Origin of the sequence: Hymenobacter artigasi, from assembly GCF_012275535.1 — a bacterium.
In the GTDB taxonomy this organism is placed as follows: domain Bacteria; phylum Bacteroidota; class Bacteroidia; order Cytophagales; family Hymenobacteraceae; genus Hymenobacter; species Hymenobacter artigasi.
The window spans coordinates 22,097-48,870 of sequence record NZ_JAAVTK010000022.1; the positions used below are offsets into that span (position 1 = coordinate 22,097).

A 26,774-nucleotide genomic window follows, 5' to 3' on the forward strand; every position below is an offset into this window, starting at 1 on the left:
CAGCCACGCATTGCCCGGAAAAAGCAAAAATCTACCGCACCCGCCGGCCTCGAAAAACGCGATTTATGCGCTTGAAACCGGTCTTGGATTCATAGGTCGAGTAGTCGACCCGGATGGAATCGCGGGTGGTGAGGTAACCAGTGCCGGCCTCGCTCAGGCAATTGAAATCGTCTCTACCGTAGCTGAAATTGACCCCGCGCCAAGTGAGGCTTACGGTGAAGTAGGGCGACTGGCAGCCCCGGCCCAGGTTCCGCAAAAAGTCGTAAGGAATCGGACTGCCGAGGTTGTATGGGTCGGGCCCGGTCAGCACGCGAATGGTGAACGTGTCGCGGGGCGCGTCGCTGTTGCTGCCCAAAAACTTGCCGTAGACGGGGGCGTGGTACAGGGTGCGGGGCACGAGCGTGAGCGTCCGGGTCAGCGTATCGATGCCATCGTCTTTGGGAAAGCAGGCCGTGTTGAGCGGCCGCCGGGCAATGAGCTGCACCGGGAAATCGCCGGCGAAGGTTTCGGGGAAGTAGAGGCTGAACTTCCGTTGGGTAAACACCCGCGGGTCGTTGGCAATGTGCCACTCGTAGGTGGTGTAGGGCGCGCCGGGTCCCTCAAAGGTGATGTCCTGCTTGCTGTAGGCCGTGTCGGGGGTAGGCGTGCCGTAGCTTTCCAGAAATCGAAAGGTGAGCGGGTTGGCTTTGGCCGCCTGGCAGGGGTTGGGCTCGGAATGGTCGGAGCCGGACCGACAACCGGTCCACAGCACGGCGCTACCCAGCAGGGCCAGCACGGAGAGGGTTTTCATACGCATCGATTCAGGGTAGATGAATGAACGATGAGCAAATGTATACCCCCCCCCCCATCATATACAATACCAAAAACGAAATATTTTAATCGATTGCTTTACAAGGCACTCGGGTAATCAGTAGTTGAAGCTGTTTTCGAATTTGTTTGAGGATGCTAAACCGTATTGCTTACCCTCAGAAAAGCACGGTCTGACTGGATTTCAAGGGCTACACCCGGCTCATTATTCCCGGTGGGAGCGGCTCCCGAGGTGACCCGCCCCCCAGCCCGCTGCCTAAGCCGTTGAAGCTACAAAGAGCCACACCAGTAGCTGGTGGGGCGCTGCGGCTACTGTAATGATACTAATTGTCGGTTGTTGTGCAGACAATAAGTAGCGTGTTTTGTGGATGCGAGAACAGACTCTGAAAGCCTTCGGCCAAGAAGTACGCCACTGGCGTGCTAAGCGCCGCCTTTCCCAGGAAGTGCTAGCTGACCAGTGCGGATTTCATCGCACCTATATCGGCCAGATAGAGCGGGGCGAGCGTAATCCTTCGCTGCTTAATGTGCTTACCCTATGTCGCCATTTGGGGGTGTCGCTACCTGAATTTTTCACCCGTTACGAAACCGCACTTGGGACGTTCGCCTAATACCGTGGGGGGCGGGGCCAATACTACCCGCAATGGCTTGGCATTCGAGCGTGGGGCCGACTTGCGTGATGCTTTCACCGACCATCCCCGTTATAAATTGGATGGCGATAATGTCATTGACCGAGCAACCGACCAGAAGGTGGGGACGTTATTCGAAAAGAATAAGCTCTACAAAAACCTGCTGGAAGCAAAAGACATCGATTACAAGCAAATTTTAAGCAAGAAACTGCTGCCCGATGATGCCTTGCTGGTAGGGGGGATTCTACACATCATTGAAAAGAAATACCAAGCCGGAGCAGGCTCCGTGGATGAAAAGCTGCAAACCTGCCATTTTAAATTGCGGCAATACACCAAGCTGCTGGCACCTTTAGGCATTCGGGTTGCATTTCACTACTTGCTCAGCGATTGGTTCAAGGCTTCTTCTTATCGGGATGTGCTCGAATATATTGAGGAAGTAGGGTGCGACTATTTCTTTCTCGAAATTCCGCTTGAAAGGTTGGGCTTGTAGGCTATGTATTAAGCTAACTGTGGCATATCTGTCAGCGCGTAATTGTTGATGAGCAATTCGCTGATATGGCCTCGGCCCTCGGCTTTGGAATTTATAGTGCGCTTGGCTTGAACTCGTTGTAGCGCAAAGCCGGCGTATAAATCGTCGAAGTAGGAATTTCCCGAGTCCGTGTTCTGTACGTCCGAATTACTCAGTAGCCAGCGGTACCCTCGTGTATCCAGATTACGGCAAAATTCAGCTAGCCGGCACTGAGCGCCATCGTCAAACGTCTCCGTCGCGTAAGCATTGAATAAGGCTGTCTTACTCAGCGGTTTGTACGGCGGGTCAAAATAGAAAAGGCTGTTGGCCGAAACGTGGGGGAGAACTTCGGTAAAGTCACCGTTGAGGATAGTCACGCGGGCTAGTAGTGCGCTATCAGCACGAATGGTAGTGGGATTACAGATGCTGGGACGGTCGTATCGGCCAAAAGGGACGTTGAAGCCGCCCTTGCTATTAACCCGGTACAAGCCATTGAAACAGGTACGATTTAGAAAAATGAGCGCCACCGTATTCCGTAGCGGTGCGAGCGGCCGTTGGTTGAACTCGGCCCGCACCTCATCAAAGTAGGAGCGCCGGGCGTCCTCCGTACCCAACTTGTAGTAGAATTCTTGAATTGTATTCAGCGCCTTAATGAGTTCTTCCGGGCGCTGCTGAACCACTTGGTAAGCCGTGGTTAGGTCGGGATTAATATCGTTGATGACGGCGCGCCGAATGTTGGGATATTGTTGCAACATCCAAAAAAGCACAGCCCCGCCTCCAATGAACGGTTCAACGTAAGTGAGGTCGGTTTCCTGAGCGAGGGTAGCCGGTAGTATCGCCTGAATAGTGGGAATTAACTGGCGCTTGCCACCAGCCCATTTCAAGAACGGCTTTGCGCCACTTACTTCACCAAATAAATCCATACATCGAAGGTACGCAACGGGACGCTTTACATACAATAAGTAGCATTAGTAAAGCGAAAAGCTCCATCAGCGAATAACGGGCCTCCCCGGTGCTTCAAGTTTTGGGGGCTATTCGGCCGGTGCGGGTGGGCTTGGCCGCCTTGGATGCGGGCCCATCTCTCATGCCACTACCACCTGTCGCCCCCGCCACAGCGCCCACAGCCCCAGCGCCGGCCCCACGGCCAGCGGCAGCAGCAGCAGGTGCTGCGGCAGCTGCGGCCCCAGCCAGCCGGTGAGCTGCACGCTGACAATGGTGAGCGCAAAGCCCAGGCAGTTGACAATGGTGAGCGCCGCCCCGCGCGTGTCGGCGGGGGCGTGCCGTGCCACCAGGGTGGAAAGCATCGGCGAATCGGCCACCACCACCAGCCCCCAGAACCCCAGAAAAGCCCCCAGCACTGCCCCCGAGCCCGTGCCCAGCACCAGCACCGAGGCCAGGCAGCAAATGCCCGACAGCGCCAGCGCCCCGGTTGCGACGCGGGCCGGCCCCAGCCGCTGGGCCAGCATCCCCGCGCTCACGCAGGCCAGGCTGCCCCCGCCAATGATGCCAAACGACAGCAGCGGCACCGGCAGCGCCGCCCCCGCGTGCCGGGCATTGAAGGCCGCCAGCACCAGCGGCACGAAGGCCCAGAACGTGTAGAGCTCCCACATGTGCCCGAAGTAGCCAAACGCCGCCGCTCTGAACGCCGGCTGCCGGAACCCCGCTAGAAACGCCGTGAAAGCCGGGCGCGTGCCGGCCCGGCGGTAGGGGCCATCGGGCACCAGCAGCAGCAGGGCCGCGCCGCCCAGCAGCGCCAGGCCCGAGGTAGCCCAAGCCACCGCCTGCCAGGGCAGCTGCCCGCCCACGCTTTTGAGCAGATGCGGAAACGCGGTGCCCAGCACCAGCGCCCCCACCAGCCAGCCCAGCGAACGGCCCAGCCCGGCCTCGTAGTAGTCGGCCGCTATTTTCATGCCCACCGGGTAGATGCCGGCCAGGAAAAACCCCGTGAGTACCCGGCAGGCCAGCAGGCCCGCCACCGGCAGCCCCGGCAGCACCAGCCCCAGGTTGCAGAGCGCCGCTAGCGCCGCGCTCAGGGCAAATACACGCGACGGCGAAAACCGGTCGGCCACAGCCAGCAGGGCAAACGCCAGGGTGCCGGCAATGAAACCCAGCTGCACGGCGCTGGTGAGCGAGGTCACAAAACCAGGCCCCTGGTGCAGGCGCGCCGCCATATCGGGCGCTACGGCATTGCCGGCAAACCACAGCGAGGTGCAGCAAAACTGCGCCCCCACGATGGTGGGAAGAATACGGGACATGAACGGGAGCGGGTGGGAGAGAAGCGGCAAGGTAGCAGCTAGGTTCTGGCCTGGCCGCCCTGCGCAGCGCGCCTCATCCCCCGGCCCCTTCTCCGAAAAGGAGAAGGGGAGCCAGGGAGGCGCGCTCAAAAAGCATCTCTGAAGCTCGTTGAACGCACCCCTTCTCCTTTTCGGAGAAGGGGCCGGGGGATGAGGCGCCCGCGGAGGGCGACCAGGCCAGAACCTAGCTGGCCGCAGTTTAGCGCGTAGCTACGTGCCGCTGGTGGGGTGAGTCTGCGACTCACGGCCACCGCACGGCCAGGCAGTGCCGCACCACCTGGGCCAGGCGGCGAGCTGCAAACTCGCCTCACCAGCAGCCAGCAGTTACGCGCTGCGCGCTAAACTGCGGCCAGCGCTACGGCTACCCCGTACCAGCCCGTACCTTTGCCCCGTGCAACAGTTAGAAAACTCCCTCAAAACCGCCCTGCAAGCTGCCGCGCAGGCCGTATTCGGCGTAGAAATTCCCGCCGCCAGCCTCACGCTCCAGCCCACGCGCAAGGAGTTTGCCGGCAGCTTCACCCTCGTCACGTTTGCGCTCACCAAAGTGCTGGGCAAAGGCCCCGAGCAAATTGGCCAGGCCCTGGGCGAATGGCTGCAGGCCAACGAGCCCCGCGTGAGCGGCTTCAACGTGCTGAAAGGCTTCCTCAACCTCGAAATCGCCGATGCTGAGTGGCTGGCCGTGTTCGAGCAGCTGCGCGCCCAGCCCGCCACCGCCCCCGTGGCCACAGACGGCCCGCAGAATGTGGTGGTGGAGTACTCCTCGCCCAACACCAACAAGCCCCTGCACCTGGGCCATTTGCGCAATAACTTCCTGGGCTACTCAGTGGCCGAGATTCTGAAAGCCACCGGTGCCACCGTCACCAAAGCCAACCTGGTGAACGACCGGGGCATCCACATCTGCAAGTCGATGATTGCCTACCAGCACTTCGGCCAGGGCGAAACCCCCCAAAGCGCGGGCCTGAAGGGCGACCACCTCGCCGGCAAGTACTACGTGCTGTTTGAGAAGCACTACCGCGAGGAAATCCGCCAGCTCGAAGCCGAAGGCGTGACCAACGAAGTAGCCAAAAAAAGCGCCCCCCTCATGGCCGAGGCCCAGCAGATGCTGCAGGCCTGGGAAGCCGGCGACCCCGAAGTAAAAGCCCTCTGGAGCCTGATGAACGGCTGGGTGTACGAAGGCTTCGACGCCACGTACAAGAACATTGGCGTCGATTTCGATAAGTTTTACTATGAATCGGGTACCTACCTGCTGGGCAAGGAGCGGGTAGAGGAAGGCTTGGAGAAGGGCGTGTTCTTCAAGAAGGAAAACGGCTCGGTGTGGGTCGATTTGCAGGCCGAAGGACTTGACGAAAAGCTCCTGCTCCGCGCCGACGGTACCAGCGTCTACATCACCCAGGACCTGGGCACGGCCGAGCTGAAGTACCAGGATTTCGGCTACGACAGCAGCATCTACGTCATCGCCGATGAGCAGAACTACCACATGCAGGTGCTGCAGGCCACGCTCAAAAAGCTGGGCAAACCTTATGCTGATGCCATTCACCACCTCAGCTACGGCATGGTGGATTTGCCCTCCGGCAAGATGAAATCGCGCGAAGGCACCGTGGTGGACGCCGACGAGCTGGTGCGCGATGTGGTGGCCGCCGCCAAAGCCGCCACCCTCGAAAAAGGCAAAACCGAAGGCCTTTCTGATGCCGAGCTGGAGGAATTGTACCACATGCTGGGCCTGGGCGCGCTGAAATATTACCTGCTGAAGGTGGACCCCAAAAAGCGCATGCTCTTCAACCCCGAAGAGTCGGTGAACCTGGAGGGCGACACGGGGCCGTTTATTCAGTATTCGCACTCGCGCACGGCGGCCGTGCGGCGCAAAGCAGTAGAGCTGGGCGTTGACGAAACCGCCGACTGGGCCAGCGTGACCGAGCTGCACAGCGCCGACAGCGAGCTGATACAGGAGCTGGCCCGCTACCCGGCCGTGGTGGCCGAAGCCGCGAAGAATCTGTCGCCCGCCGTGGTGGCCCAATACGCCTACGACCTGGCCCGCAACTACAACCGCTTCTACGCCAAAGTGCCCATCTTCGCCGAAACCGACCTGGCCAAGCGCAACCTGCGGCTGGCCCTTTCGGCCCGCACCGGCGAGCAGCTGAAAGCTGCCTTCGGCCTGCTGGGCATTCAGGTGCCCGAGCGCATGTAAGAACCGGGTTAACGCTGCTCAGAACGTCATGTCGAGCGCAGCCGAGACATCTCGCATGCTGAAGTAATCAAATCCGTTTGCACGATTGATTTGCTAACACAAGCGAGATGTCTCGGCTGCGCTCGACATGACGGCCATTTTCCCTATCGACATCCAACGTATGAAAAGCATTGCCGTTTACTGCGGTTCCAGCGCCGGAACCAACCCAAATTACATTACACAGGCGCAGGCCCTTGCCAAAGCCATGGTGGCCCAAAACCTCACGCTGGTGTATGGCGGGGGCCGCGTGGGCCTCATGGGCACTATTGCTGATGCCGTGCTGGACTTCGGCGGCCAGGTAATCGGTGTGATTCCCGACTTTCTGGATGCCAAGGAGCTGGCCCACAAGGGCTGCACGGAATTGCACGTGGTAAAATCGATGCACGAGCGCAAGCTGATGATGGCCGACCGCGCCGATGGCTTCATCGCCATGCCCGGCGGCTACGGTACCCTCGAAGAACTGTTCGAAGTGCTGACCTGGGGCCAGCTCGGCCTGCACCAGAAGCCCGTGGCCCTGCTGAACGTGGACGGCTACTACGACCTACTCCTGCAATCCCTCGACCGCATGCGCGACGACCAGCTGCTGCGCGCCGAAAACCGCAACCAGCTCCTGCAATCGGCCAGCCCGGAAGAGCTGCTAGCGCAGATGACGGCTTACCAGCCGGTGCAGCTGGAGAAGTGGCTCACGCCGCGCACCACGTAGCGTACCGTGAACTCTGCGAGTCCGCGCTTCTGAACGGATTATCGAAAGAGCCTGCCACGCGCGGACGCACAGAGTCCACGGTACAGGCAGTCCAAAACCCTGCTGGCCTTCGTACGGTTACGCACGCAACTGCGCACTTTATCACTTTCAATTCATGAACAAGTCACTTCTCCTCACACTGGCCACTGCCGCTACGGCCGTGGTTTTCATCGCCGCCAAACCAGCCGCTCCCACCGCCATGACTGAAACTATGGAAACCGCCGCCCCCGCCTCCGTCTACGATTTCACCGTGAAATCCATTGATGGCAAGGACGTAAAGCTGAGCCAGTACAAGGGCAAGAAGCTGCTGATTGTGAACACCGCTTCGGAGTGCGGCTACACCCCGCAGTACAAGGAGCTGGAGGAGCTGTATAAAAAGCACGGCGACAAAGTGACCGTACTTGGCTTTCCGGCCAACAATTTTGGTGGCCAGGAGCCCGGCACCGAGGCCCAGATTGCCACCTTCTGCGAGAAGAACTACGGCGTGACGTTTCCGCTGTTCAGCAAGGTGTCGGTGAAAGGCATTGATACGGCTCCGCTGTTCAAATTCCTGGCGGATAAAACCAAGAACGGGACCGTGAGCGACGTGCCCACCTGGAATTTCTGCAAATACCTGGTCGATGAAAAAGGCCACGTCCTGAAGTTCTACCCCTCGAAAGTGACACCCCTGAGCCCCGAGCTGCTGGCTGATATCATGAAGTAATTTTTGTGCGGTAAGCTTTAGCTTGCCGTCACTGCTAACTATTCCGAACGCAGCCCAAGCTACCGCCCGGTACCTTGGGCTGTCTGTTTTCCTCCTTGTTTGCCGTTCCTTTACGGCAAGCTAAAGCTTACCGCACCCCCATGTCACCCTGGATTTCTGCATTCCGTCCCCGCACCCTGCCGCTGGCCCTGGCCAGCATCCTCACCGGCGGCTTTCTGGCCCAGGCGGCCGGCCACTTCAACGGTCTGGTTGTGGGCCTGGCGGCCCTCACCACCATCCTGCTGCAAGTGCTCAGCAACCTGGCCAACGACTACGGCGACTCCCAGAACGGGGCCGACAGCATCCACCGTCAGGGCCCGCAGCGCGCCGTGCAGAGCGGGGCCATCACCCCCGCCCAGATGAAGCGCGGCATGTGGATTTGCGGCCTGCTGGCGCTGGGCAGCGGCCTCGCGCTGCTGTGGGTGGCGCTGGGCGCGGCGGGGCTGGGGCTGTTTCTGGCGTTTGTGGCGCTGGGGCTGGCGGCCATCTGGGCGGCAGTGAACTACACGGCGGGCAATAATCCCTACGGCTACGCGGGCCTGGGCGACATTTCGGTGTTCCTGTTTTTCGGTATTGTGGGCGTGTGCGGCACGTATTTTCTCCAAACCCGCACGCTGCCCCTGCAAGTGCTGCTGCCGGCTGCCGCGCTGGGCTGCTTCGCCACGGCGGTGCTGAACGTGAACAACATCCGCGACATCAACTCCGATGTGCTGGCCGGTAAAATCACCATTCCGGTGCGGCTAGGGCCTATTTATGCGCGGCGCTACCACTGGCTGCTGCTGGTGCTGGGCCTGGGCTGTGCCACAGTGTTTGTGGCGCTTACGTACCATTCGCCGTGGCAGTGGCTGTTTGTGCTGGCCGCGCCCTTGTTTGCCTTCAACGCCCGGCAGGTGTGGCAGCGGCAGGAATCGATGCAGCTCGACCCGCTGCTGAAGCAGATGGCGCTGAGCACGCTGGTGTTCACGGTGCTGTTTGGGGTGGGGCAGGTGGTGGGGTAAACGGCCGGAAAATTAATTGGGGCCGCCGGTATATCTTTCCTGTCCAATGCCCGGCATATTTAGCCCTCAGTCAAGGTAGAATTCCTTGCCGGAAGAGGCGTGTAAGATGCTCATTGAAAAGTAGTTGCTGCTATTGAATAGCAGCAGTTAGTCGTCTCAGCCACCCCGCCAATGCAGCTGCCCAACGATTTTTTCGACAATCCCGCCCGCGATGCGGCCGAGCTGAACCAGCGCCTGACGGCGCATATAAACAGCTACAACAATACGCCGCTGGCGTCGTGTAGCGGTCTGAGCCCCAACCAGATGGCGGATGCGTTGTACCGGCCGCTGTCGGCCGCAGCGCCCGTGCGCCTGCAAAGCCCGCTGTCCGATGCCGTGCTCGACCAGGTGCCTTTTTTTCGGCAGGTGGAAGAACTGCTGCGGCTGGTGCAGCGTGAGAAAATCATCAAACTCACCGCTACCGGCGCACTTCCCCGCAAGTTTGTGCAGGAGTTGTACGAGCATGGGCTGATGCGCAGTAAATATGTGGATGAGGGGTTTATAAAGCTGAATCGGGAGTTTGACTCTCCCTTCATCGAAACCGTGCACTACCTGGCCCACGTAGCCAAGCTGGTGAAGAAGCCCTTGGGCAAGCTCAGCCTCACCAAAAAAGGGGAAAGTCTGCTGGTTGCCGGGCAGCGCCCCGAGCTGTTCCGGCTGGTGCTGGAGGTGTTTACGGGCCGGCTGCACTGGGGCAGTTTCGACTCGTTTGGCAGTGGCAAATCGGAAGTAGGGCAGCTGGGCTGGAGCTTTTGCGTGTATTTGCTGGCCCGGTTTGGGCAGCAGCCCCGGCCCTTTTCGTTTTATGTAGACAAGTACGTGCTGGCCTTCCCCAATTTTCTGGAGGAGCAGCCTCCGACGAATTACTGGACGCCAGCCACCTTTGTAGACCACCTTTTCAGCAGCCGGGTACTGTATTGCTTTGGCAAGTGGTTTGGCCTGGTGGAAATCGAAAATGACTCGTTGGAGGTAGGCGATGGGCCAGCCACCGTCAGTGCCAGCCCGGTGCTGTCGCAGCTGTTCATTGTAAGCCCGGGAGGCAAAGGATAACCGGATTTGTCGGTAGGGCGGAGGGGTATATAATCTGCTGAGGACTCCTGTAAACGCCTAGTAGCAAGACGAATACCGCAGGAAATACCCGAAAAATCCTTCTGGGGAAGTATTGTTAAGTACTTGTGCAGAAGGAATCGTATGCGCCGGTCCGACCGCCCTAGGCGGTCTGACCGGTTGAAGCACCCCTGATTTCGTCCTCACGACAACCGGTCAGACCGCCTAGGGCGGTCGGACCGGCGCATACGATTCCTTCTGCACAAGTACTTAAATCAGCCTTTCTCCAACGCGAAGAAGCCTCCGCTGCATGTGCAGCGGAGGCTTCTTCGCGTTGGGAAATGCGGCTACTCAGCCGCGCCAGTTTCGGCAGAGCTGCTAGTTTCGCTCGGAGTGCCGCCTTCCGGCTTGGGGCCGCGGCTGCGGTTGCGGCCACCACGGCTGCGGCGGCGCTCGCCGTCGGCGCGGGGTTCGCTGGTTTCCCCTTCGGGCCGGGGCTCGCGGGGCGGGCGGCTTTCGCCTTCGGCGCGGGGCTCACGCGGGGGGCGCGGCTCGCCTTCGGGGCGCGGGGCACGCGGCTCACGCGGCGGGCGGGCTTCACCTTCGGGGCGCGGGGTGCGCTCGGGGCGGGGGCCCCGGTCGCGGCGCTCTTCGCCTTCCGGGCGCGGTGGGCGCTGGTAGGGCACAGTGGGGGCGTGGCCGGCATCGAGGGCCGCCAAGGCGTTTTTGGCGTTGGCGAGGCGCTCCAGGTGCTTGGGGTCTTTGGGGTCGGGGGCATCGCGGCGGGGCTTGCCGCCATCGCGGCCACCGTCACGGCCGCCACCGCCACCTTCGCGGCGCGGGCCACGGTCACCTTCGGGGCGGGGGGGCCGGTCGCGGCTGCCACCGCCGCCACTACCGCCACGAACCGGGCGACCGCCAATTTTACCACCCAGGCCGGCGAAGCGCTTGGGGTCGAACTCGGGGGCCGGACCCAGGCCCAGCTCCTCGGTGATGGCGCGCTTTTCGAGGTCGCGCTCAATGAGCTTCTCAATCTTCAGCACCCGGTCTTGGTCCTGGTCCGAGATGAAGGTGATGGCCGTGCCTTTGGTGGCGGCGCGGGCGGTGCGGCCGATGCGGTGCACGTAGTCCTCGGCGGCGCGGGGGATGTCGTAGTTCACCACGTGGCTCAGCGAGTCGATGTCGATGCCGCGACTGAGCACGTCGGTGGCTACCAGGATGGGGAACTGCTTGTTTTTAAAAGCGCGCATGATTTCCTCGCGCTCTTCCTGGGTGCGGTCGGAGCTGATGCCGCGGGCCTCGATGCCGAGCTTGTTCACGGCTTTCACGATGCCGGCCACGGCCGCTTTCTGGCTGGTGAAGAGCACCATGCTCTGCACATCCTGGGTTTTGATGATGTGCTCGAGGACGTAGATTTTCTGGCGGTCGAAGGCCATGTACAGCTGCTGGTCGATGCCGGCGGCGGGCTTGGACACGGCCAGGCGGATTTCCTCGGGATTGTTAAGAATCTGCTGCGAGAAGTCGCGGATTTTGCTGGGCATGGTGGCCGAGAACAGCAGCGTCTGGCGCTCCTTGGGCAGCTGGCGCACGATGTTGAAGATGTCATCACTGAAGCCCATGTCCATCATCTTATCGGCCTCGTCCAGCACCAGGTACTTAATCTGGTCGAACTTTACGTAGCCCATCTGCAGGTGCGCGATGAGGCGGCCGGGGGTGGCAATGATGATGTCGGCCCCCGAGGTGAGGGCGCGTTTCTGCTGCTCCCAGTTCTCCGATTTGCCGCCGCCATAAATGGCTATTGAGCTGGCTTCCACGTAGTAGCCGAAGCCCATTACCTGCTCGTCAATCTGGGTGGCCAGCTCGCGGGTGGGCACCAGAATGAGGGTAGTGGTGTGGCCGTGCTTGGCGTGCGAAATCTTGTCGAGCAGCGGCAGCAGGTAGGCGGCCGTTTTGCCAGTGCCGGTTTGGGCGCAGGCAATCAGGTCTTTGCCTTCAATGATTTTAGGAATGGCCTGCTCCTGAATGGGGGTAGCCTGCTGGTAGTTCATGGCGTCGATGCCAGCGAGCAGGTCGTCGTGGAGGTTGAATTCGTGAAACGTCAAGGTTCAGCTTATTAGAGTTGTAAAAGGGCTGACCTTGATGCTTGGGCCAGCAAACCGCTTGATTTGAGGTAAAGATACGGCCGGCGGCGCACCTCACCCCCGGCCCCTCTCCCGCGGAGAGGGGTGCCTGACGATTCTCGTTGCACATGCTTTAGCTTGTGCCCTGTAGTGCCGTATTGTGCAACAACACACAAGCTAAAGCATGTGCTACAACCTAACGTCGTCAGGCTCCCCTCTCCCTAAGGAGAGGGGCCGGGGGTGAGGTACCTCGGCTACGCTCGGCATGACGTTCTTTGAAGCCTCCATCAGCTTCTCACCCCATGCCCGCCCTCGACCGTTTCTCTGCCCAGGCCGCCGACTACGCCCGCTACCGCATTGCTTATCCCGCCGAGCTGTACGACTGGCTGCTGCCCCAGGTAGAAAGCCGCGAGCGGGCTTGGGACTGCGCCACCGGCAACGGCCAGGTAGCGGCCGTGCTGGCCGATTCATTTATCCGGGTTGATGCCACCGACCTTAGCGACAACCAATTGGCGCAGGCCCCGCCGCGCCCCAATATCCACTACCAGCGGGCTACCGCCGAGCACACGCCCTTCCCCAACCAGCGCTTCGACCTGATTACCGTGGCCCAGGCCGTGCACTGGTTCGATGGCCCAGCCTACCACCGGGAGGTGCGCCGCGTGGCCCGGCCCGGCGCAGTGCTGGCCGAATGGGGCTACCAGCTGTGCCGCCTCGAAACCCCCGAATTAAACCAGGTGCTCGACGAGTTTCACGATGTGACCTCGGGCCCTTACTGGGACACCAACCGCCGCCACATCGAAAACGAGTACGCCGACCTGCCCTTCCCGTTTGCCGACGTGCGGCGGGCACGCTTTGCCGTGGAAAAGCACTGGATGGCCGACGACATGCTAAACTACCTGCGCACCTGGTCGGCCACGGCCAACTACGCCCGCCAGCACGCCGGAGCCGACATGGTGGCCCTGGTGGCCGAGGAGCTGACGCAACTGTGGGGTCCCCAGCCGCGCAGCATCACGTTTCCGGTTTTTGCGCGGGCCGGGCGGGTAGAATAAATCGGCCCGGCCGGCGTTGGCGGGCCGTTCCACTTTTCCCGGCCGATGAATTTACTGCTTACCCAAGTGCGCGCCACGCTGCTGTTCTACCGCAGTGTCGCCCCGTTTATGCTGGGCGTTTCGGGCCTGTTGCTCGGAGCCGCCATGGTGTCGGCCATGCAGGAAGGCTTCACCCGCAACCTCGTGTTCCGGTTGCTGCTGCTGAAGCTGGCCACCGCGCCGGTGGTGTGGTACCTGTCGGAGCAGCTGCGGCCGGGGCAATACTGGTTTTATTTCAACCTGCATATCTCGCGCCGCCAGCTTTGGGCAAGCATGGTGGGCCTGGATGCCGCGCTGTTTCTGGGCGGTGTGGGGCTGGTGCTGGCGGTGATGTCATGAGGAATATTGCCCCAAGTCCAACCGGCCCGCAGGTGCTGGAGGCCGACGGTATTCGCATTGCCTTTGGCGGGCGGGAGGTGTTGGCCAGCATCTATCTGCGGGTGCAAACCGGCCAGATTGTGGGCCTGCTGGGCCGCAACGGCAGCGGAAAGTCGGTACTGCTCCAAACCATTTTTGGAGCCCGCGCCGTGGCCGATGCTTCGGTGCGCGTGAACGGCCGGCGCGTGGTGCCGGCCTTCCGCCAGCCGGGCCTGCTCAACTACCTGCCGCAGGAGCCGCTATTGCCCACCTCGCTGTCGCTGGCCCGGGCGGCCCGGCTGCTGGGCGTGGATATTGAGCGGGCCACGGCCCGGTTTCCGGAGCTGCGCCCGCAGTTTGGCCGGCGGCTGGGGGAGCTCTCGGGCGGGTCGGCGCGGCTGGTACAGGCGCTACTGCTGCTGCACGCCAATACGGCTTTTTCCTTGTTCGATGAGCCGTTTTCGGGCGTGATGCCGGTGCACGTCGAATCCCTGGCTGAGGAAATGCAACTGATGAAGCAGCACAAGGGCCTGCTCATCACCGACCACCGCTACGCCGAGGTGCTGCCCATCTGCGACGTGGTGTACCTGCTGCACCAGGGCCGCCTGCTGCGGCTGGATGGCGACGTGCGCGAGCTGCTGCGCGACTACGGGTATCTGGTGAGCTGAGGTTTTAGCCGTGGCGCGTAGCTTGCCGCTTTTCCAGCCTGCCTGCTATGTTGTTGCCACTTCCCTTCGCCCACCTCCGCGTCCTTGAGCTCGCCTCGGTACTGGCCGGCCCGCAGGTGGGCCAGTTTTTTGCCGAGCTGGGGGCTGAAGTTCTCAAAATAGAAAGCCCCGCCGGCGACGTCACCCGCACCTGGAAAACCAGCGCCGAAACTGCTGCCACGCCAGGGGCTGAGGCATCTTCAGTGTCAGCCTATTTCTCGGCCTCCAACTGGGGCAAAAGCTCATTGGTGCTCGACTTAACCACTACCGCCGGCCAAACCGAGCTGCGCCGTCTGGTGACCTCGGCCGACATCGTGCTGGCCAGCTATAAGCCCGGCGATGCGGAGAAGCTGCGCGCCGACTACGCCACGTTATCGAAAGAAAATCCGCGCCTCATTTACGGCCACCTCACCGGCTACGGCCCCGATAATGCCCGCGCCGGCTACGATGCCGTGCTGCAGGCCGAAGCCGGGTTCATGAACCTCAACGCCGCCGGTCCCGGCCAGCCGCCCCAAAAAATGCCCGTGGCGATGGTGGACTTGCTGGCTGCCCATCAGCTGAAGGAAGGGCTGCTCACCGCGCTGTTTCAGCGGGAGCGCACCGGGCGCGGGGCCCTGGTGCAGGTGAGCCTGCTCGATAGTGCCCTCGCGGCCCTGGCCAACCAGGCCGCCACCTATCTCGTGACCGGCCACGACCCGCAGCCGTTGGGCTCGGGCCACCCCAGCATCGTGCCCTACGGCACCGTGTACCGCGCCGCCAATGGCCGCCAGCTGGTGCTGGCCGTGGGCTCCGACGGCCAGTTCCGGCAGCTGTGCGCCGCGCTGGGCCAGTCCGGATGGGCCGTCGATGCTCGCTTTGCTACCAACGCCGCCCGCGTGGCCCATCGCGCCGAACTGGAAAACAAGCTCACCGAAGCCATTGCCGCCGTGGATGGCGACGCGCTGCTGGCCGACCTGGAGCGCCGCGCCGTGCCCGCCGGGGCCGTGCGTTCGGTGGGGGAGGCCCTGCGGTTGCCATCGGCGGCGGCAATGCTGCTGCCGACGGTTGGGTCGGGCCCGGTCGGGCTGCGCACGGTGGCGTTTCGCAGCTCGCAGTGGCCGGAGGTGGCTGAGTTGAGCGCACCTCCGGCATTGGGGACGGCAAATGCTACGGGTTTCGGCACGGTTTCGGCGGATATGGCTGAAACTACGGGTGGGGTAGGCGACGTACCTACCCTGATGCCCAGTTGAGGGCGCACGGCGGCTGCCAGCCCAATCCGGTTGCAGCTGGATAGCCCGCATCGTTGGCAAGACTACCCCATAATACCCTGGTCCCGCCACCGTAGTGGGCGTGCAATTCTTTTCTCTCATGGCCAAAAAAAACACCCCGAAACCCGTCGCTCCCAAGCTGTTCAGCCCTGCCGATGTGCCGCCGGTGCCCACCGAGCTGCCCCCGCCCGTGCCGCCGCGCAAACGAACCGCCCGCCCCACCCAGCCGGCGCGAACCAAGCCCGCCAAAGCCACTTCGGTCAAAGTCACTGCGGCTAAAGCCAACCCCGCTGCCGACGCGCTGGCGCACTCCGGGGCCACCGCCACCGACAACCGCCCCACTGCCGAGGCGGGCTCGCCCACGGAAGCCCCGGCCGACCGCCTAAACCAGATTTTTGAGGGCCTTAAGCAAAAATCCACGGCCAAGCAGGCTATTTACCGCAACACGCTGGCGGCGTTCGATTGCCTGCGGCTGGTGTCGCAGGAGCTGGTGGTGGAGCTGAGCCGCAAGCTCACGCCCCTCGATTCGAGCGTGGTTATCGAGTATCGTTCCATCAACGACATGGAATTTCACATCCGGTTTTCGGGCGATTTGCTGGTGTTTGTGCTGCACTCCAACATCGTCACCTTTCCCGATGACTACGGCCCCATGCCCAGCAAATATGTCGAATCGGACTTCCGCCGCCGCTTCTTCGGCCACATCATGGCCTACAACTTCATGGCCGATAGCATCAAGTACCAGCGCCTGAACGACCCCGGCTATCTCGTCGGCCGCCTGCTTGTCAATATCGAAAACCACTACTTCCTCGAAGGCGTGCAGCAGCTCGAATTGCCCGATAACGACATGATTGACAATATTATCACGCCCGATATGATGAAGCTATTCGTGGAAAGCGCCATGATTGCTGCTGTCAACAACGACCTTATCGCCCCGCCGCTGCCCGAAATCCAGAAAATCAGCGTGAAACAGAAGCTGGAAAACCAGCAGGTGAGCCGTGGCAGCAAAGTGGGCTTCAGCTTTTCGGCCCAGCAAATTATCTGAACCGCAGATTCGTCGGATTTTGTGGACGATGATATCACCAGAAAAGGCTGCCATTTGGCAGCCTTTTCTGATAACAGTGAGTAGTCATTCTTGGAGCTGGATTTAGTCGTCCACAGAATCCGACGAATCCGCGTTTCAGATACCGTAGCCCACCTTCTGGCGCACCTTAGCCAGCACGCTGGCACCGTACTCCTGCGCCCGCCTGGCACCAATGGCTAGCGCCGCGTCCAGCTCGGGCAGGTTATTCATGTAGAAATCAAACCGCTCGCGCTCCACGGCAAAACGGCGCAGAATCAACTCATACAGTTCTTTTTTGGCGTGGCCGTAGCCGTAACCGCCAGCCAGGTAGTTGGCGCGCATCGTCTCAATCTCGGCGGGCGAGGCCAGCAGCGAGTACAGCTTGAACGTCACATCCGTGTCCGGATTCTTGGGCGCTTCGAGCGGCGTGCTGTCCGAAACAATGGTTTTGATGGCCTTCAACAGTTCCTTCTCAGGCAGGAAGATGTCGATAGTGTTGCCGTAGCTCTTGCTCATCTTGGCCCCGTCGGTGCCGGGAATGGTCATCAGCTCGGCATCGACGCGGGCCTGGGGCTCCACGAGCGTCTCGCCGTAGCGGCTGTTGAAGGCTTTGGCAATGTCGCGGGCAATTTCGAGGTGCTGAATCTGGTCTTTGCCCACGGGCACGATTTCGGCATCGTAGAGCAGGATGTCGGCCGCCATCAGCACGGGGTAGGTGAAGAGGCCGGCGTTCACGTCCGACAGCTTGTCGCTCTTGTCCTTGAAGCTGTGCGCGTTGGCCAGCATGGGGTAGGGCGTGAAACAGCTCAGGTACCAGGTCAGCTCCGTTACCTGCGGCACGTCGGACTGCCGGTAGAACAGGTTTTTTTCGGTGTCGAAGCCGCAGGCCAGCCACGCGGCGGCCACGGCGTAGGTGTTGGCGCGCAGCACGGCGGGGTCGCGCACGGTGGTGAGCGAGTGCAGGTCGGCAATAAAATACAGCGAGTCGTTGGCCGGGTTTTTCGACAGCTCGATGGCGGGCAGGATGGCCCCGAGCAGGTTGCCGAGGTGCGGCCGGCCAGTGCTCTGGATGCCGGTAAGGATGCGGGACATGGATAATTAGAAGTGTGAATTAATGGCCTGCCTGATTAGCGCGACGCACGTATTCGGGGAAATTTTCAAAGGTGGCTGTGCCGGATTTAACGGCTTGCTGTAGCTCAGGCCAGCGGGACAGTTCTTCGGCCAGGTCCTGGCGGTCATCCTTGCTCCATTTCTTGAAAGCATTCGGGCCTAATATAAACTCTTTATCGCCCCGGCGGCGTAGCAGGTATGTGGCAAAGGAAACCGTTGTGCTCCCAATGGGTTCGGCGGTATGAAAAAGGGCCAGTTGCAGGTAGCCGGAAGTGTCGGCGTATTCGATGAACGTGTTTTCGGCGTGATAACTGTGTACGCCAAATTCAAAATCGAAATTCCCGGCAGGAACCAGCGTGTGACTGTTGATGGTGAAAGACCTAACTTCTTTGGCTGAAAATTGAAGATTGTTGCCAACGTATAAGGTGGTTTCACCACGCGTACGGAAGCTCAGCTTGCCCTCTCCCACAGAACCATTGGCCAAGGTATATGAACCAGGACCACGCAAATAGTCAACGATATAAGACGTGAAAAACCCGTGCGCTATGCTGCCGCAGGTGACCAAAAAACCAGCAGTTACAATGAGGATTTTTTTTCGCATAGCACACAAAATTATACGCTCACATTTTCCACGGCCTCTTCCTGAAGCTCGGTGGTTTCTTCCTGGCCCAGGTACCTATCAATCAGAAAATGTGCTAGGTAGAGCACCGGCGTGAGCAGAATAGCCGCCGCAAATTTGTACCAGTAGTTGGTGTTGGCCACTGAAATAACCTGGTCCATTGTCCAGTTACCGAACACGTAAAAAGCCACGTATAGCACCACAAACGAATCCACCAGCTGCGAAATCAGCGTTGAGCCCGTGGCGCGCAGCCAGATATAGCGCCCGCCCGTGGCCTTGCGAATGGCCTCAAAAATAGTTGCATCCAGGACCTGCCCCACTCCAAATGCCACAATCGAGCCCGTGATAATGCCCAGGCCCTGCCGGAAAATGCTCTGGTAGGCAAAGTCGATATTGAAGGGTCGGCCCTCGTTATCGGTCTTGTTCACATCGAGCCAGAAATCGGCCGGGGGCAGCTTGGTGGTGAGGTAAATAACCCCGAACGCGAACAGGATGAGCACCACCGTGAGGTAGCTGATGCGCAGCACGCCGGCCTTGCCGAAATACTCGTTGATGATGTCCGTGGTCACGAAAACCACCGGCCAGATGAGCACGCCCGCCGTGAGGTTGCCGGGCAGCCCCATCAGCTTGTCGGCCGAGAAAATTTTGACGCCGATGATTTCGGCCAGCAGCGCATTCACCAGGAAAATTCCGCTGAGGACGAGGTAAAGCTGCTGTTTTTTATGGGCAAAGGTGTTCATTGAGAAGGCAGACTATAGGCTTACCACCAACCCTTCCGTGGCCAGCTCTACGGTGGGAAATACACCCTGGGCCTCGTGCAGCAGTGGCTCAAGGGCCTTGTAGCGGCTGGAGAAGTGGCCCAGCAGTAGGCGCTTCACACCCGCTTCGTGGGCAATCTGGGCGGCCTGGCGGGCGGTGCTGTGGTGGGTTTGGGCGGCGCGCTCCCGCATGTCTTCCAGGAAGGTGGCCTCGTGGTATAGCAAATCGACGCCCTGAATGTAGGGTACCAGCGCGGGTGTGTAGAGCGTATCGGAGAAGAAGGCGTAGCGGCGGGGGCGGGGGGCGGGGCCAGCCACGTCGGCGTGGCGCAGGCCGGGCTGCTGCTCATCGGCGGGCAGGTCTTCGCCCTGGGCCAGGCGGGCCAGTTGGGCGGGGGTGAGGCCGGCAGGCAGCTTCTCCTTCAGGAGGTTGGCTCGGCGTGGCCGCTCGGCAAACAGGTAGCCGGCGCACGGCACGCGGTGGCGCATGGGCAGCGTGGCCACGGTCAGGTTTTCATCTTCGTACACCACGGCGTGGGCCTCGGTGTTCACGGCCGTGAACTCCATGGCAAACCCCAGCTGCATGTTGGAAACGCGGGCCTGGGTCACCAGCACCTCATCGAGGCCGGGTGGGCCGATGATGGCCAGCGACTGCGTGCGGCCCTGCAAATGCATGGTGCCCAGCAGCCCAAACAGCCCAAAGTAATGGTCGCCATGCAGGTGCGAGATGAAGATGGCCCGGACGTGGTGCGGCCGTACGCGGTACTCCAGCATCTGCCACTGGGTGCCTTCGCCGCAGTCAATGAGGTAGTTCGACGCGCCGACGGTGAGTACCTGGGCCGTGGGGTGGCGGCCGGCCGTTGGCGTGGCCGAAGCCGACCCCAGAATCTTCAGCTCAAAAGTCATGCGTTGTGAAAAGGCTACAAGCCATAAGCTGCAAGCCGCAAGCTATTGTCCTGGCTAAAAGCAGAACAGCAGCTTGCGGCTTGCAGCTTATAGCTTGCGGCTAAAAAAATTACTCCTTGTCCGTCAGGTCGCGCTCGATGGCGTGCAAAAACACGCGGTCGATGCCTTCTTCTACCGTGGGTAGGATGTGCAGTACCGACTCGAGCTTGCTGATGGTGATGAGTTTCAGCACATGGTCTTGCAGGCCAGTGAGGACCAGCAGGCCGCCCGTGGAGTTGCACAGGCGGTTGGCAATAAGAATGGAGCTGAGGCCCGACGAATCCGTGTATTTTACGTTCGTGAGGTCGAGTATCAGGTTGTTAATGCCTTCAGCGTTGAGCTTCACGAACTCCGACTTGAGGTCGGGCGCGACGGTGGTGTCGAGCTTCTTCTCCTCAATGGTGATGATGGTGTAGCTATCTTTTTTATCAATCGTGTACTTCATACAGCGTAGGGCCAGGGAGGGTAAGAGAACGGCGAAGGTAAAGAAAAAACCTAAAATTCTGGGTGAAGTTGGCTAATGTTTTGTGGGTAGGCGCGCAGTTGCGGCCGGACCGGCGAAGGTTAGCGAGGCCCAGGTCGATTGCCAATCGGCGCGGGCGCGCAGTTTGGCGGGGGCAGCGCTCATGTCCACGGCCGCCAGCAGGTAAGGGCCGGGTCCGGATAAGCGTAACAGGATACGGCCGTTTTGGTTGGCGCGGGTGGTGAAATGGGTGGTGGGCAGGCCGCCGGGCTGGCGCTGCCACACCTGCACGGCCGCGCCAAACGCCGGCCGACCGGCGCGGAGTACGCGCACGGTCAGGGCTTTGTCGGCGGCCAGGCGGTAGGGGTTTTGTTCGGGCACCAGCTCCAGCGGCAGGCCGTAGACGTGGCGGCAGGCACTGTCGGTGACGGCCGCAGTAGCGCCGGCCTCGCCCACCTGAATCAGGGTTTTGGCGCAGCGGCGGTAGGTTTCGCGGCCGGGCTGGGCCATCTGGTCGTTCTCCTGGCGCAGCTTCAGGGCGTAGTCGAGGCCTTCTTCGCGCAGGTAGGCGGTGAACTGGTCAGCGGGCAGTTCGATGAACGAGCTGGTGCTTTGCAGCAGCACAATGTGGGTGCCGGGTCGGGCAAAGGTGAAGCCGGTGCGGAAGGTGTCGGTGTCGGTGGCGTTTTTAGGCGTGAGGTCGGTTGAGTCTCCCGGGGTGGGGCCAAAACGGGTGAGGCACTGGATTTTGGCGGCTTTGGTGGTCCAGGGCTCGCCCTTGAAATCAGCCCCGATAAAAGTGTGCACGTTCACCGTGTCGCCCGGCTGCAGGCGGAAGCGCGGGGCTTCGAGCCAGAACTCGTGGGCGAGCGCGGCGGTAAACACAAAAGCACTCAGGACAAGCGTGGCGAGGATTTTTGAATTCATGTTGCAAAAGCTCAGCGCACCTCCGCGCTTACCTCTGCGGACCTCAGCGAGAATAAACGGCTAATGGTGTTTCTCGCTGAGGTTCGCAGAGGTAAGCGCGGAGGTGCGCTGAGTTTATGGTTTACTGCCGCTCCAGGGCCAGCGCATAGGCCCGGTCGTAGTGCACGCGGAGGTTTTTCCAGTCGAATAATTCCGCCGAGCTTTCCACGGCGTTGCGCTGCATGATGCGGTCGCGGCGGTTGAGCTGCACGAACTGCCAGAGCATGTCGCACAGCTCCTCGGCCGACTCGTCGAAGGATTTTTCCTGGCGATGCACTACGAAAATACCTTTCGATTCGGGGTCGGGCACGTTTTGCAGGGCGTAGTCGCCAAAGCCGGAGAGGTCGGAGGTGATGGCGGGCACGCCGCGGGCCACGCACTCGAGCGGGGTATAGCCCCAGGGCTCGTAGTAGCTCGGGAACACGCCCATGTGGCAGCCGCGCACAAACTGGCCGTATTCCATGCCCAGCAGGGGCGAGGCGGGCGACACGAAATCGGGGTGGTACACCATTTTCACCCGGTCGTGGCGGTGGTTGAGCAGGTTGGACCGGCGCAGGTAGTTCAGGATGTCGTCGTCGGCATCGTTCACCAGGTTGTGGGTGATGACCGGGGGCAGGGCGTTGGTTTTCCAGCTTTGCAGCTGGCGGCGGTAGCGCAGGCGCCAATAGTCGTCCACCATCGCGCTGAGCTCGGGCAGCTTGTGGTCCTGGCTGGCGGCGGCGGCGTAGAAGAGGCGCTCGCCCACCTGCCGCTCAATGGCCTTGCAGGTTTCGTGCACCTCATCGAGCATGGCGCGACGCTCCAGCACCTGCGGGTTGATGCTGGTGAAGGGCCGCTTGGTGATGAAAAACATCACGACCTGGGTTTCGAGGCCGCTTTGCTGGAGGCGGTAGTTGAGGCGGGCCAACGCTTCGAGGGTCAAATCAAAGCCCTTGTTGTGGTACTCGTAGCGGCCCGAGGTGAAGAAGTACAGCGTCTTATCCAGGTCGAAGGCATACGACTGGAAGAAGTGGGCCATCACGAATTCGTGGATTTTGGCCTTGTACTGCTGGTGCAGGTTCTGGAACTCGTGCAGGGCCACGAAGCGCTCGATGTTGAGGCCGTTGGGCAGCACCGCGTCCGGAATTCTGTCCAATAAGTAGATGCACTCGCGCACCGTCAGCTCGCTCACGGTGGTGAAAACGTGGCTGCCGTGGGCGGCGGCGCGCTCCATGCGCACGGCGGGCTCGATGTTGAATTTTTTGGCCTCAGCTTCCCAGTTCACCCACATGAGGTGGTCGTAGAAGGCGGGGTCGTTCATGGCCAGGTAGCGGCCCAGCAGCGTGGCGTGGGTGGTGAAGAGCAGGTGCGAGGGTACTTGCAAACGGCGCAGCTCGGGAATGGCCACGCCGGTCATCCACTCGTGGAAATGGCCCAGCAGGCGCTGTTCTTCCAGCTTCTGGGCGGCCAGGTGCTGGAAGAAAACGGTGGTGAGGTGCCCAAAGGCGATAACCTGGTGCAGCAGGTCGTCGGTATCGGGGGCCGGGATGCCGTGGCGGCTCCAGAGGTCGGTTTTGAGCTGGCCCAGGCGGTCGTAGGCTTGGAAGGGGTTGATGAGCACCACCCGGGGGCGGCCCGTCACGAGCCAGGTGCCAATCTGCACATCGTAGCCCTGAGCGCGCATGGTGCGCACGGCGGCCATAAAAGGGTCGGCCCCGGTGTGCACCGTCAGCTCGTCGTAGGGCTCAAACTCGCCCTGGGCCATATTGGGAAAGTAGGGCCCCAGCAGGCAGTACCGGTCGCCCCAGACGGGCATAGTGGCCGGCACCTTGCTGCGAATAACGGTGTAGATGCCGCCGACTTGGTTGCAAACTTCCCAGGCTACTTCAACCAACAGGGAATCGGGAAACAGGGCGTCGGGGGCGTGGGGCGTGGGCTGCATAGGCGGGGAGCGGGAATTTGAGCGCGGGGAACTGGAGAAGGAACGTGGCGAAAGGTAAGTCGGTTGGGGTTGAATTGGCAGTGCAGGCCGTATCTTTTCAAATTAAGCGGGAAAAACAGGACTGCAGATGGGTCAAAACTTCGTGCTGGCGTGGCGGTTGTCCGCCTTCACCCTTGCTTATTTCTCACTCTGATGGCCGATACCACCAACGTTCTGAAACTCGAACACGAAATCATGCCCGTGCTGACCCAGCGCCGCAGCCCCCGCGCCTACTCCGACAAAGCCGTGTCGGCCGGGGTAGTGGAGCAGATTTTCACTGCCGCTTCATCGGCCGCTTCTTGTTTTGGCGAGCAGCCCTGGCGCTACATCATGGGTAGCCAGTCGAGCAGCCCCGAGGCGTTTGAGAAAATCCTGGGTGGTCTGCTGGAGTTCAACCAGGTGTGGGCCAAAAAGGCCCCCGTGCTGGCCGTGGGCGTGGCCAAGCTGAATTTCTCGCACGACGGCAACGCCAACGGCTGGGCCAAGTACGACGTAGGCCAGTCCACCGCCACGCTGGCCGTGGAGGCCACCGAGCTGGGCCTGCAAATCCACCAGATGGCTGGTTTCTCGCCCGATGCGCTGCGCGCCGCGTTCAGCATTCCGGAGGGGTTCGAGCCGGTGGTGGTGTTTACGCTGGGCTACCCCGGTCCGGCTTCCGACCTGCCCGCCGGGCTGAGCGAAAAGGAAACCGCGCCCCGCGCCCGCAAGCCATTGGCCGAGTTCCTGTTTGAAGGCGCATGGCCCACACCCGCCGGCGAGCGGTACGACCAGGCCCCGGTGTAGCCGGGCTGGCTGACGCCCAAAGCAAGAAAACCAGAACGTCCTGCTGAACTTGCCGCAGCAGGACGTTTGCTTTGTGCGCTTACTGGTTGCCCGCAACGGCTTTCTCCACTTCCAGCACGCCCGGAATAACCACCCGCTCCGGCAGCATGCCGGTGCGCGCAAAGTCGGCCCACAGCTGCCGCACCTGCCGGCCCGCCGCGTCAAATTCCTCCCAATTAGCCTCGCCCAGTAGCGGCGTGGCAGCCCAGCTGGCCTGCGTGCCCAGCAGCAGCGGCAGGTCAACAACGTGCGCGGCACCGAACGGGCTCCCGGGCGGCTGGTACGTGAGCAGAAACCGCCAGGCCCGGCCACCCGCCCGCGCCTGATGCGCGGCAAATGCCTGGGCTGGAGCCAGGTAGATGCGGCGGGAAGTGACGCTGGTGAGCAGGCGTACGAGCCGACTGCCTGCTACCGGCAGGCGCTGCAACCAGTTGAAAGTGGGGTCGATGACGGCGAAAAACCGGGTTTCTTCGGCTGTGGCCCCGATGAGAAGGTCAATATGGGGAGCTATGGCCGCCCAGGCTGCCTCAATTTCGGCTTCGGGCGGCAGTGGGGCCGCTCCGTATTGAGGGCCGAAGGGCATGCCGCTTTTCAGGCCCTGCCAGCGGGCGGCTTTTATTACGGCGCTTTCGCGGGCCAGGATTTCGGTGGTGGAAGCCGTGGCCGGGATATGGCCGACGGCCCGGCTCATGGCCCGCAGCATGCGCTGGCGGTTGCGGGTGAGGCCCAATGGCGCGCTGTGCAGCATCACGCGCCGAAACAAGCCCGGGGCACCCGCCACCAGCATGAGTTGGGCAATGGCATCGGCCCCCGAGGAATGGCCCAGCAGAGTAACCAACGCCGGGTCGCCGCCAAATGCGGCAATGTTGCGCTGCACCCAGCGCAGGGCTTCCAGCAAATCGAGCAGGCCGAGATTGGGCGGGGTACTGCTAGTGCCCAGAAACCCAAACAGCCCCAGCCGGTAGGTGACGGCCACAAACACCACCCGCTGCTCCGTCACCCAGGTGGCGGGGTCGTAAATCGCCAGGTCGCCCGCGCCGGACACGTAGGAGCCGCCGTGCACCCACACAATGACGGGTAGCCGCTCATCGGCCCGCAGGTCGGTCGGCAGCGTGATGGACAGGCGCAGGCAGTCCTCGTCGAAGCTCAGGGCCGCAAATAAGCCGCCCATCACCTGGTCTACCCGAGGGTCGGCGAGCTGCGGGCAGGCCGGCGCGGGGGCCGTGGCCCGGATGGGTTCCGTAGCGGGCGGCTCGGGTGTTGGCGGCTGAAACCGCGCGGCCCGGGCGTAGCGAATGCCCGTGGCGCGCACCACCGGCCCGTCGGCCCGGCCGATGATGAGGCCGGCGGAGGCGTGAAAGTGGGGCGTGGTGGGGGTGGGTTGCAATTGGGGAGTAGGGTATTATGGAATTAAGAGGCTGACCGATTGAGGATTTGTCATTCCGACGAAGGAGGAATCTGGGGAAAACCGTCAGGGGCAGGCCTCAGATTCCTCCTTCGTCGGAATGACAAATCCTTGCCTCGGCTGCGCTCGGCATGACGGCATCATTTATTGCAAGAGACAATACTAGTGCAGCGCCCGCTTCTTAATGATGCCGCCCTGCGCATCGTCAATGCGGTATTGCACGATGAAGGCCCGCGGGTCGATTTCCTGCACGGCCGTGCGCAGGCCGGGCAGCTCCAGGCGGGTGACCACGGTGAACACGATGTCGCGCTCCAGGCCCTGCTCGCCGCGCGTGCCGTAGCCCGATTTGCCCTGGTACATCGTCACGCCCCGGCCCAGCTTCTCGGTGATGACTTTGCGGATGGCGTCGCTGTGCTCCGACACGATGGTGACGCCGGTATACTGCTCGATGCCATTGAGCACGAATTCCAGCACGCGGGCGGCGGCGAAGTAGGTCAGCATGGAGTACAGGGCCGGCTCGGTGCCCAGCACCAGTACGGCCACGCCGAAGATAACGACGTTGAGAATCAGAATCAAGTCGCTCACTTTCAGGAGTACCACGTAGCGGCTCACGAGCAGGGCCGCGATTTCGGTACCATCGAGCACGGCCCCGCCGCGCATGGCCAGCCCGATGCCCGCCCCAATGAACACGCCGCCGAACACGGCCGTGAGCAGCAGGTCGTGGGTCACATCGGGGAAGGGCACCACGGCCAGCACCAGCGCCAGCCCGCCAATGCCCAAGGCACTGCGCAGGGCAAACCGCCGCCCCAGCTGCCGGTACCCCAGGGCAATAAATGGCAGGTTGATAACCATAATGAGCAGCGAGAGGGGTAGCTTGAATCCGGTGGCCAGCAGCATGGAAACCCCCGTTACGCCCCCATCAATAAAGTGGCTGGACAGCAGGAAAGATTCGAGCCCAAACGCGGCCGAAAATACGCCCGCAATGATGAACAGCGCATTTTTTAGCTCGGAATTGGGGTTGTTGATGCTTTGGGCAGGCGTGGCAGGGGTTGAATTCATAGGAAGAAAGCGTATTCGATTAAAAACAAAGAACGTCATGCGGCGCGGCGCATGACGTTCT

26 protein-coding genes are annotated in these 26,774 nt (G+C 61.5%); 13 read left to right on the forward strand and 13 right to left on the reverse strand.

The genetic code is table 11. The features are described from left to right. Positions 1 to 31: 31 nt before the first annotated feature. Positions 32 to 790 (reverse strand): hypothetical protein, encoded by a 759-nt coding sequence (locus HBN54_RS21465; RefSeq protein WP_168675293.1) that lies wholly within the window; start codon positions 788 to 790, stop codon positions 32 to 34. A 385-nt stretch (positions 791 to 1,175) separates the two neighbouring features. On the opposite strand from HBN54_RS21465, the gene HBN54_RS21470 reads away from it, so the two are divergent. Beyond that, complete coding sequence (locus HBN54_RS21470) at positions 1,176 to 1,415, forward strand: helix-turn-helix domain-containing protein (protein WP_168675326.1); 240 nt, start codon at positions 1,176 to 1,178, stop codon at positions 1,413 to 1,415. Further along, on the forward strand, positions 1,399 to 1,923 hold the full coding sequence (locus tag HBN54_RS21475) for a hypothetical protein (RefSeq protein WP_168675294.1): 525 nt from the start codon (positions 1,399 to 1,401) through the stop codon (positions 1,921 to 1,923). The genes HBN54_RS21470 and HBN54_RS21475 overlap by 17 nt, the downstream gene beginning before the upstream one ends. An 8-nt stretch (positions 1,924 to 1,931) precedes the next feature. Here HBN54_RS21475 and HBN54_RS21480 read toward each other — a convergent pair whose 3' ends face one another. Then, on the reverse strand, positions 1,932 to 2,864 hold the full coding sequence (locus HBN54_RS21480) for a DNA adenine methylase (RefSeq protein WP_168675295.1): 933 nt from the start codon (positions 2,862 to 2,864) through the stop codon (positions 1,932 to 1,934). 159 nt (positions 2,865 to 3,023) lie between these two features. After that, positions 3,024 to 4,196 carry an MFS transporter gene (locus HBN54_RS21485; protein WP_168675296.1) on the reverse strand — a complete coding sequence of 391 codons (1,173 nt, stop codon included), beginning with the start codon at positions 4,194 to 4,196 and terminating at the stop codon, positions 3,024 to 3,026. 430 nt (positions 4,197 to 4,626) lie between these two features. Here HBN54_RS21485 and argS point away from each other — a divergent pair, with 430 nt between their 5' ends. The 5 genes from argS (at position 4,627) to HBN54_RS21510 (ending at position 10,030) form a co-directional block, all read left to right on the forward strand. Further along, on the forward strand, positions 4,627 to 6,420 hold the full coding sequence (gene argS / locus HBN54_RS21490; protein ID WP_168675297.1) for an arginine--tRNA ligase: 1,794 nt from the start codon (positions 4,627 to 4,629) through the stop codon (positions 6,418 to 6,420). Between the two features lie 160 nt (positions 6,421 to 6,580). Continuing rightward, entirely contained in the window at positions 6,581 to 7,162 is a 582-nt protein-coding gene (locus tag HBN54_RS21495) for an LOG family protein (protein ID WP_168675298.1), read from the forward strand. 154 nt (positions 7,163 to 7,316) lie between these two features. Then, positions 7,317 to 7,904, forward strand: coding sequence for a glutathione peroxidase (locus HBN54_RS21500; protein WP_168675299.1), 588 nt, complete (start codon positions 7,317 to 7,319; stop codon positions 7,902 to 7,904). Between the two features lie 140 nt (positions 7,905 to 8,044). Then, positions 8,045 to 8,941: a 1,4-dihydroxy-2-naphthoate polyprenyltransferase gene (locus HBN54_RS21505; RefSeq protein WP_168675300.1), complete on the forward strand. Its 897-nt coding sequence runs from the start codon at positions 8,045 to 8,047 to the stop codon at positions 8,939 to 8,941. A 171-nt stretch (positions 8,942 to 9,112) separates the two neighbouring features. Then, positions 9,113 to 10,030, forward strand: coding sequence for a hypothetical protein (locus HBN54_RS21510; RefSeq protein WP_168675301.1), 918 nt, complete (start codon positions 9,113 to 9,115; stop codon positions 10,028 to 10,030). A gap of 344 nt (positions 10,031 to 10,374) precedes the next feature. On the opposite strand, the gene HBN54_RS21515 is transcribed toward HBN54_RS21510, so the two are convergent. Then, positions 10,375 to 12,129: a DEAD/DEAH box helicase gene (locus tag HBN54_RS21515; protein WP_235955652.1), complete on the reverse strand. Its 1,755-nt coding sequence runs from the start codon at positions 12,127 to 12,129 to the stop codon at positions 10,375 to 10,377. Positions 12,130 to 12,449: 320 nt separating this feature from the next. Here HBN54_RS21515 and HBN54_RS21520 point away from each other — a divergent pair, with 320 nt between their 5' ends. The 5 genes from HBN54_RS21520 (at position 12,450) to HBN54_RS21540 (ending at position 16,588) form a co-directional block, all read left to right on the forward strand. Then, on the forward strand, positions 12,450 to 13,196 hold the full coding sequence (locus tag HBN54_RS21520; RefSeq protein WP_168675302.1) for a class I SAM-dependent methyltransferase: 747 nt from the start codon (positions 12,450 to 12,452) through the stop codon (positions 13,194 to 13,196). A 45-nt stretch (positions 13,197 to 13,241) separates the two neighbouring features. Further along, positions 13,242 to 13,574 (forward strand): hypothetical protein, encoded by a 333-nt coding sequence (locus HBN54_RS21525; RefSeq protein WP_168675303.1) that lies wholly within the window; start codon positions 13,242 to 13,244, stop codon positions 13,572 to 13,574. Then, positions 13,571 to 14,260, forward strand: coding sequence for an ATP-binding cassette domain-containing protein (locus HBN54_RS21530; RefSeq protein WP_168675304.1), 690 nt, complete (start codon positions 13,571 to 13,573; stop codon positions 14,258 to 14,260). The genes HBN54_RS21525 and HBN54_RS21530 overlap by 4 nt, the downstream gene beginning before the upstream one ends. Positions 14,261 to 14,307: 47 nt before the next feature. Continuing rightward, on the forward strand, positions 14,308 to 15,528 hold the full coding sequence (locus tag HBN54_RS21535; RefSeq protein ID WP_168675305.1) for a CaiB/BaiF CoA transferase family protein: 1,221 nt from the start codon (positions 14,308 to 14,310) through the stop codon (positions 15,526 to 15,528). A gap of 118 nt (positions 15,529 to 15,646) precedes the next feature. Beyond that, complete coding sequence (locus HBN54_RS21540; RefSeq protein WP_235955653.1) at positions 15,647 to 16,588, forward strand: hypothetical protein; 942 nt, start codon at positions 15,647 to 15,649, stop codon at positions 16,586 to 16,588. A gap of 135 nt (positions 16,589 to 16,723) precedes the next feature. Here HBN54_RS21540 and trpS read toward each other — a convergent pair whose 3' ends face one another. The 7 genes from trpS to HBN54_RS21575 all read right to left on the reverse strand — a co-directional run bounded on the left by trpS (position 16,724) and on the right by HBN54_RS21575 (position 23,388). Next, entirely contained in the window at positions 16,724 to 17,698 is a 975-nt protein-coding gene (gene trpS / locus HBN54_RS21545) for a tryptophan--tRNA ligase (protein WP_168675306.1), read from the reverse strand. A gap of 19 nt (positions 17,699 to 17,717) precedes the next feature. Further along, complete coding sequence (locus HBN54_RS21550; RefSeq protein ID WP_168675307.1) at positions 17,718 to 18,317, reverse strand: hypothetical protein; 600 nt, start codon at positions 18,315 to 18,317, stop codon at positions 17,718 to 17,720. Positions 18,318 to 18,328: 11 nt separating this feature from the next. Beyond that, entirely contained in the window at positions 18,329 to 19,075 is a 747-nt protein-coding gene (locus HBN54_RS21555; protein ID WP_168675308.1) for a queuosine precursor transporter, read from the reverse strand. Between the two features lie 12 nt (positions 19,076 to 19,087). Continuing rightward, on the reverse strand, positions 19,088 to 19,999 hold the full coding sequence (locus tag HBN54_RS21560) for a ribonuclease Z (RefSeq protein ID WP_168675309.1): 912 nt from the start codon (positions 19,997 to 19,999) through the stop codon (positions 19,088 to 19,090). A 109-nt stretch (positions 20,000 to 20,108) separates the two neighbouring features. After that, on the reverse strand, positions 20,109 to 20,483 hold the full coding sequence (locus HBN54_RS21565; protein WP_168675310.1) for an STAS domain-containing protein: 375 nt from the start codon (positions 20,481 to 20,483) through the stop codon (positions 20,109 to 20,111). 72 nt (positions 20,484 to 20,555) lie between these two features. Beyond that, complete coding sequence (locus HBN54_RS21570) at positions 20,556 to 21,428, reverse strand: DUF4198 domain-containing protein (RefSeq protein ID WP_168675311.1); 873 nt, start codon at positions 21,426 to 21,428, stop codon at positions 20,556 to 20,558. Between the two features lie 121 nt (positions 21,429 to 21,549). Further along, positions 21,550 to 23,388, reverse strand: coding sequence for a glycosyltransferase (locus tag HBN54_RS21575; RefSeq protein WP_168675312.1), 1,839 nt, complete (start codon positions 23,386 to 23,388; stop codon positions 21,550 to 21,552). Positions 23,389 to 23,580: 192 nt separating this feature from the next. Here HBN54_RS21575 and HBN54_RS21580 point away from each other — a divergent pair, with 192 nt between their 5' ends. Continuing rightward, the gene (locus HBN54_RS21580; protein ID WP_168675313.1) at positions 23,581 to 24,210 is read left to right on the forward strand and encodes a nitroreductase family protein; all 630 of its coding nucleotides are present in this window, start codon (positions 23,581 to 23,583) and stop codon (positions 24,208 to 24,210) included. 79 nt (positions 24,211 to 24,289) lie between these two features. Here the strand turns inward: HBN54_RS21580 and HBN54_RS21585 are convergent, their stop codons facing one another. After that, complete coding sequence (locus tag HBN54_RS21585; RefSeq protein ID WP_168675314.1) at positions 24,290 to 25,636, reverse strand: carboxylesterase family protein; 1,347 nt, start codon at positions 25,634 to 25,636, stop codon at positions 24,290 to 24,292. 180 nt (positions 25,637 to 25,816) lie between these two features. Further along, positions 25,817 to 26,713 (reverse strand): YitT family protein, encoded by an 897-nt coding sequence (locus tag HBN54_RS21590; RefSeq protein WP_168675315.1) that lies wholly within the window; start codon positions 26,711 to 26,713, stop codon positions 25,817 to 25,819. Positions 26,714 to 26,774 lie beyond the last annotated feature (61 nt).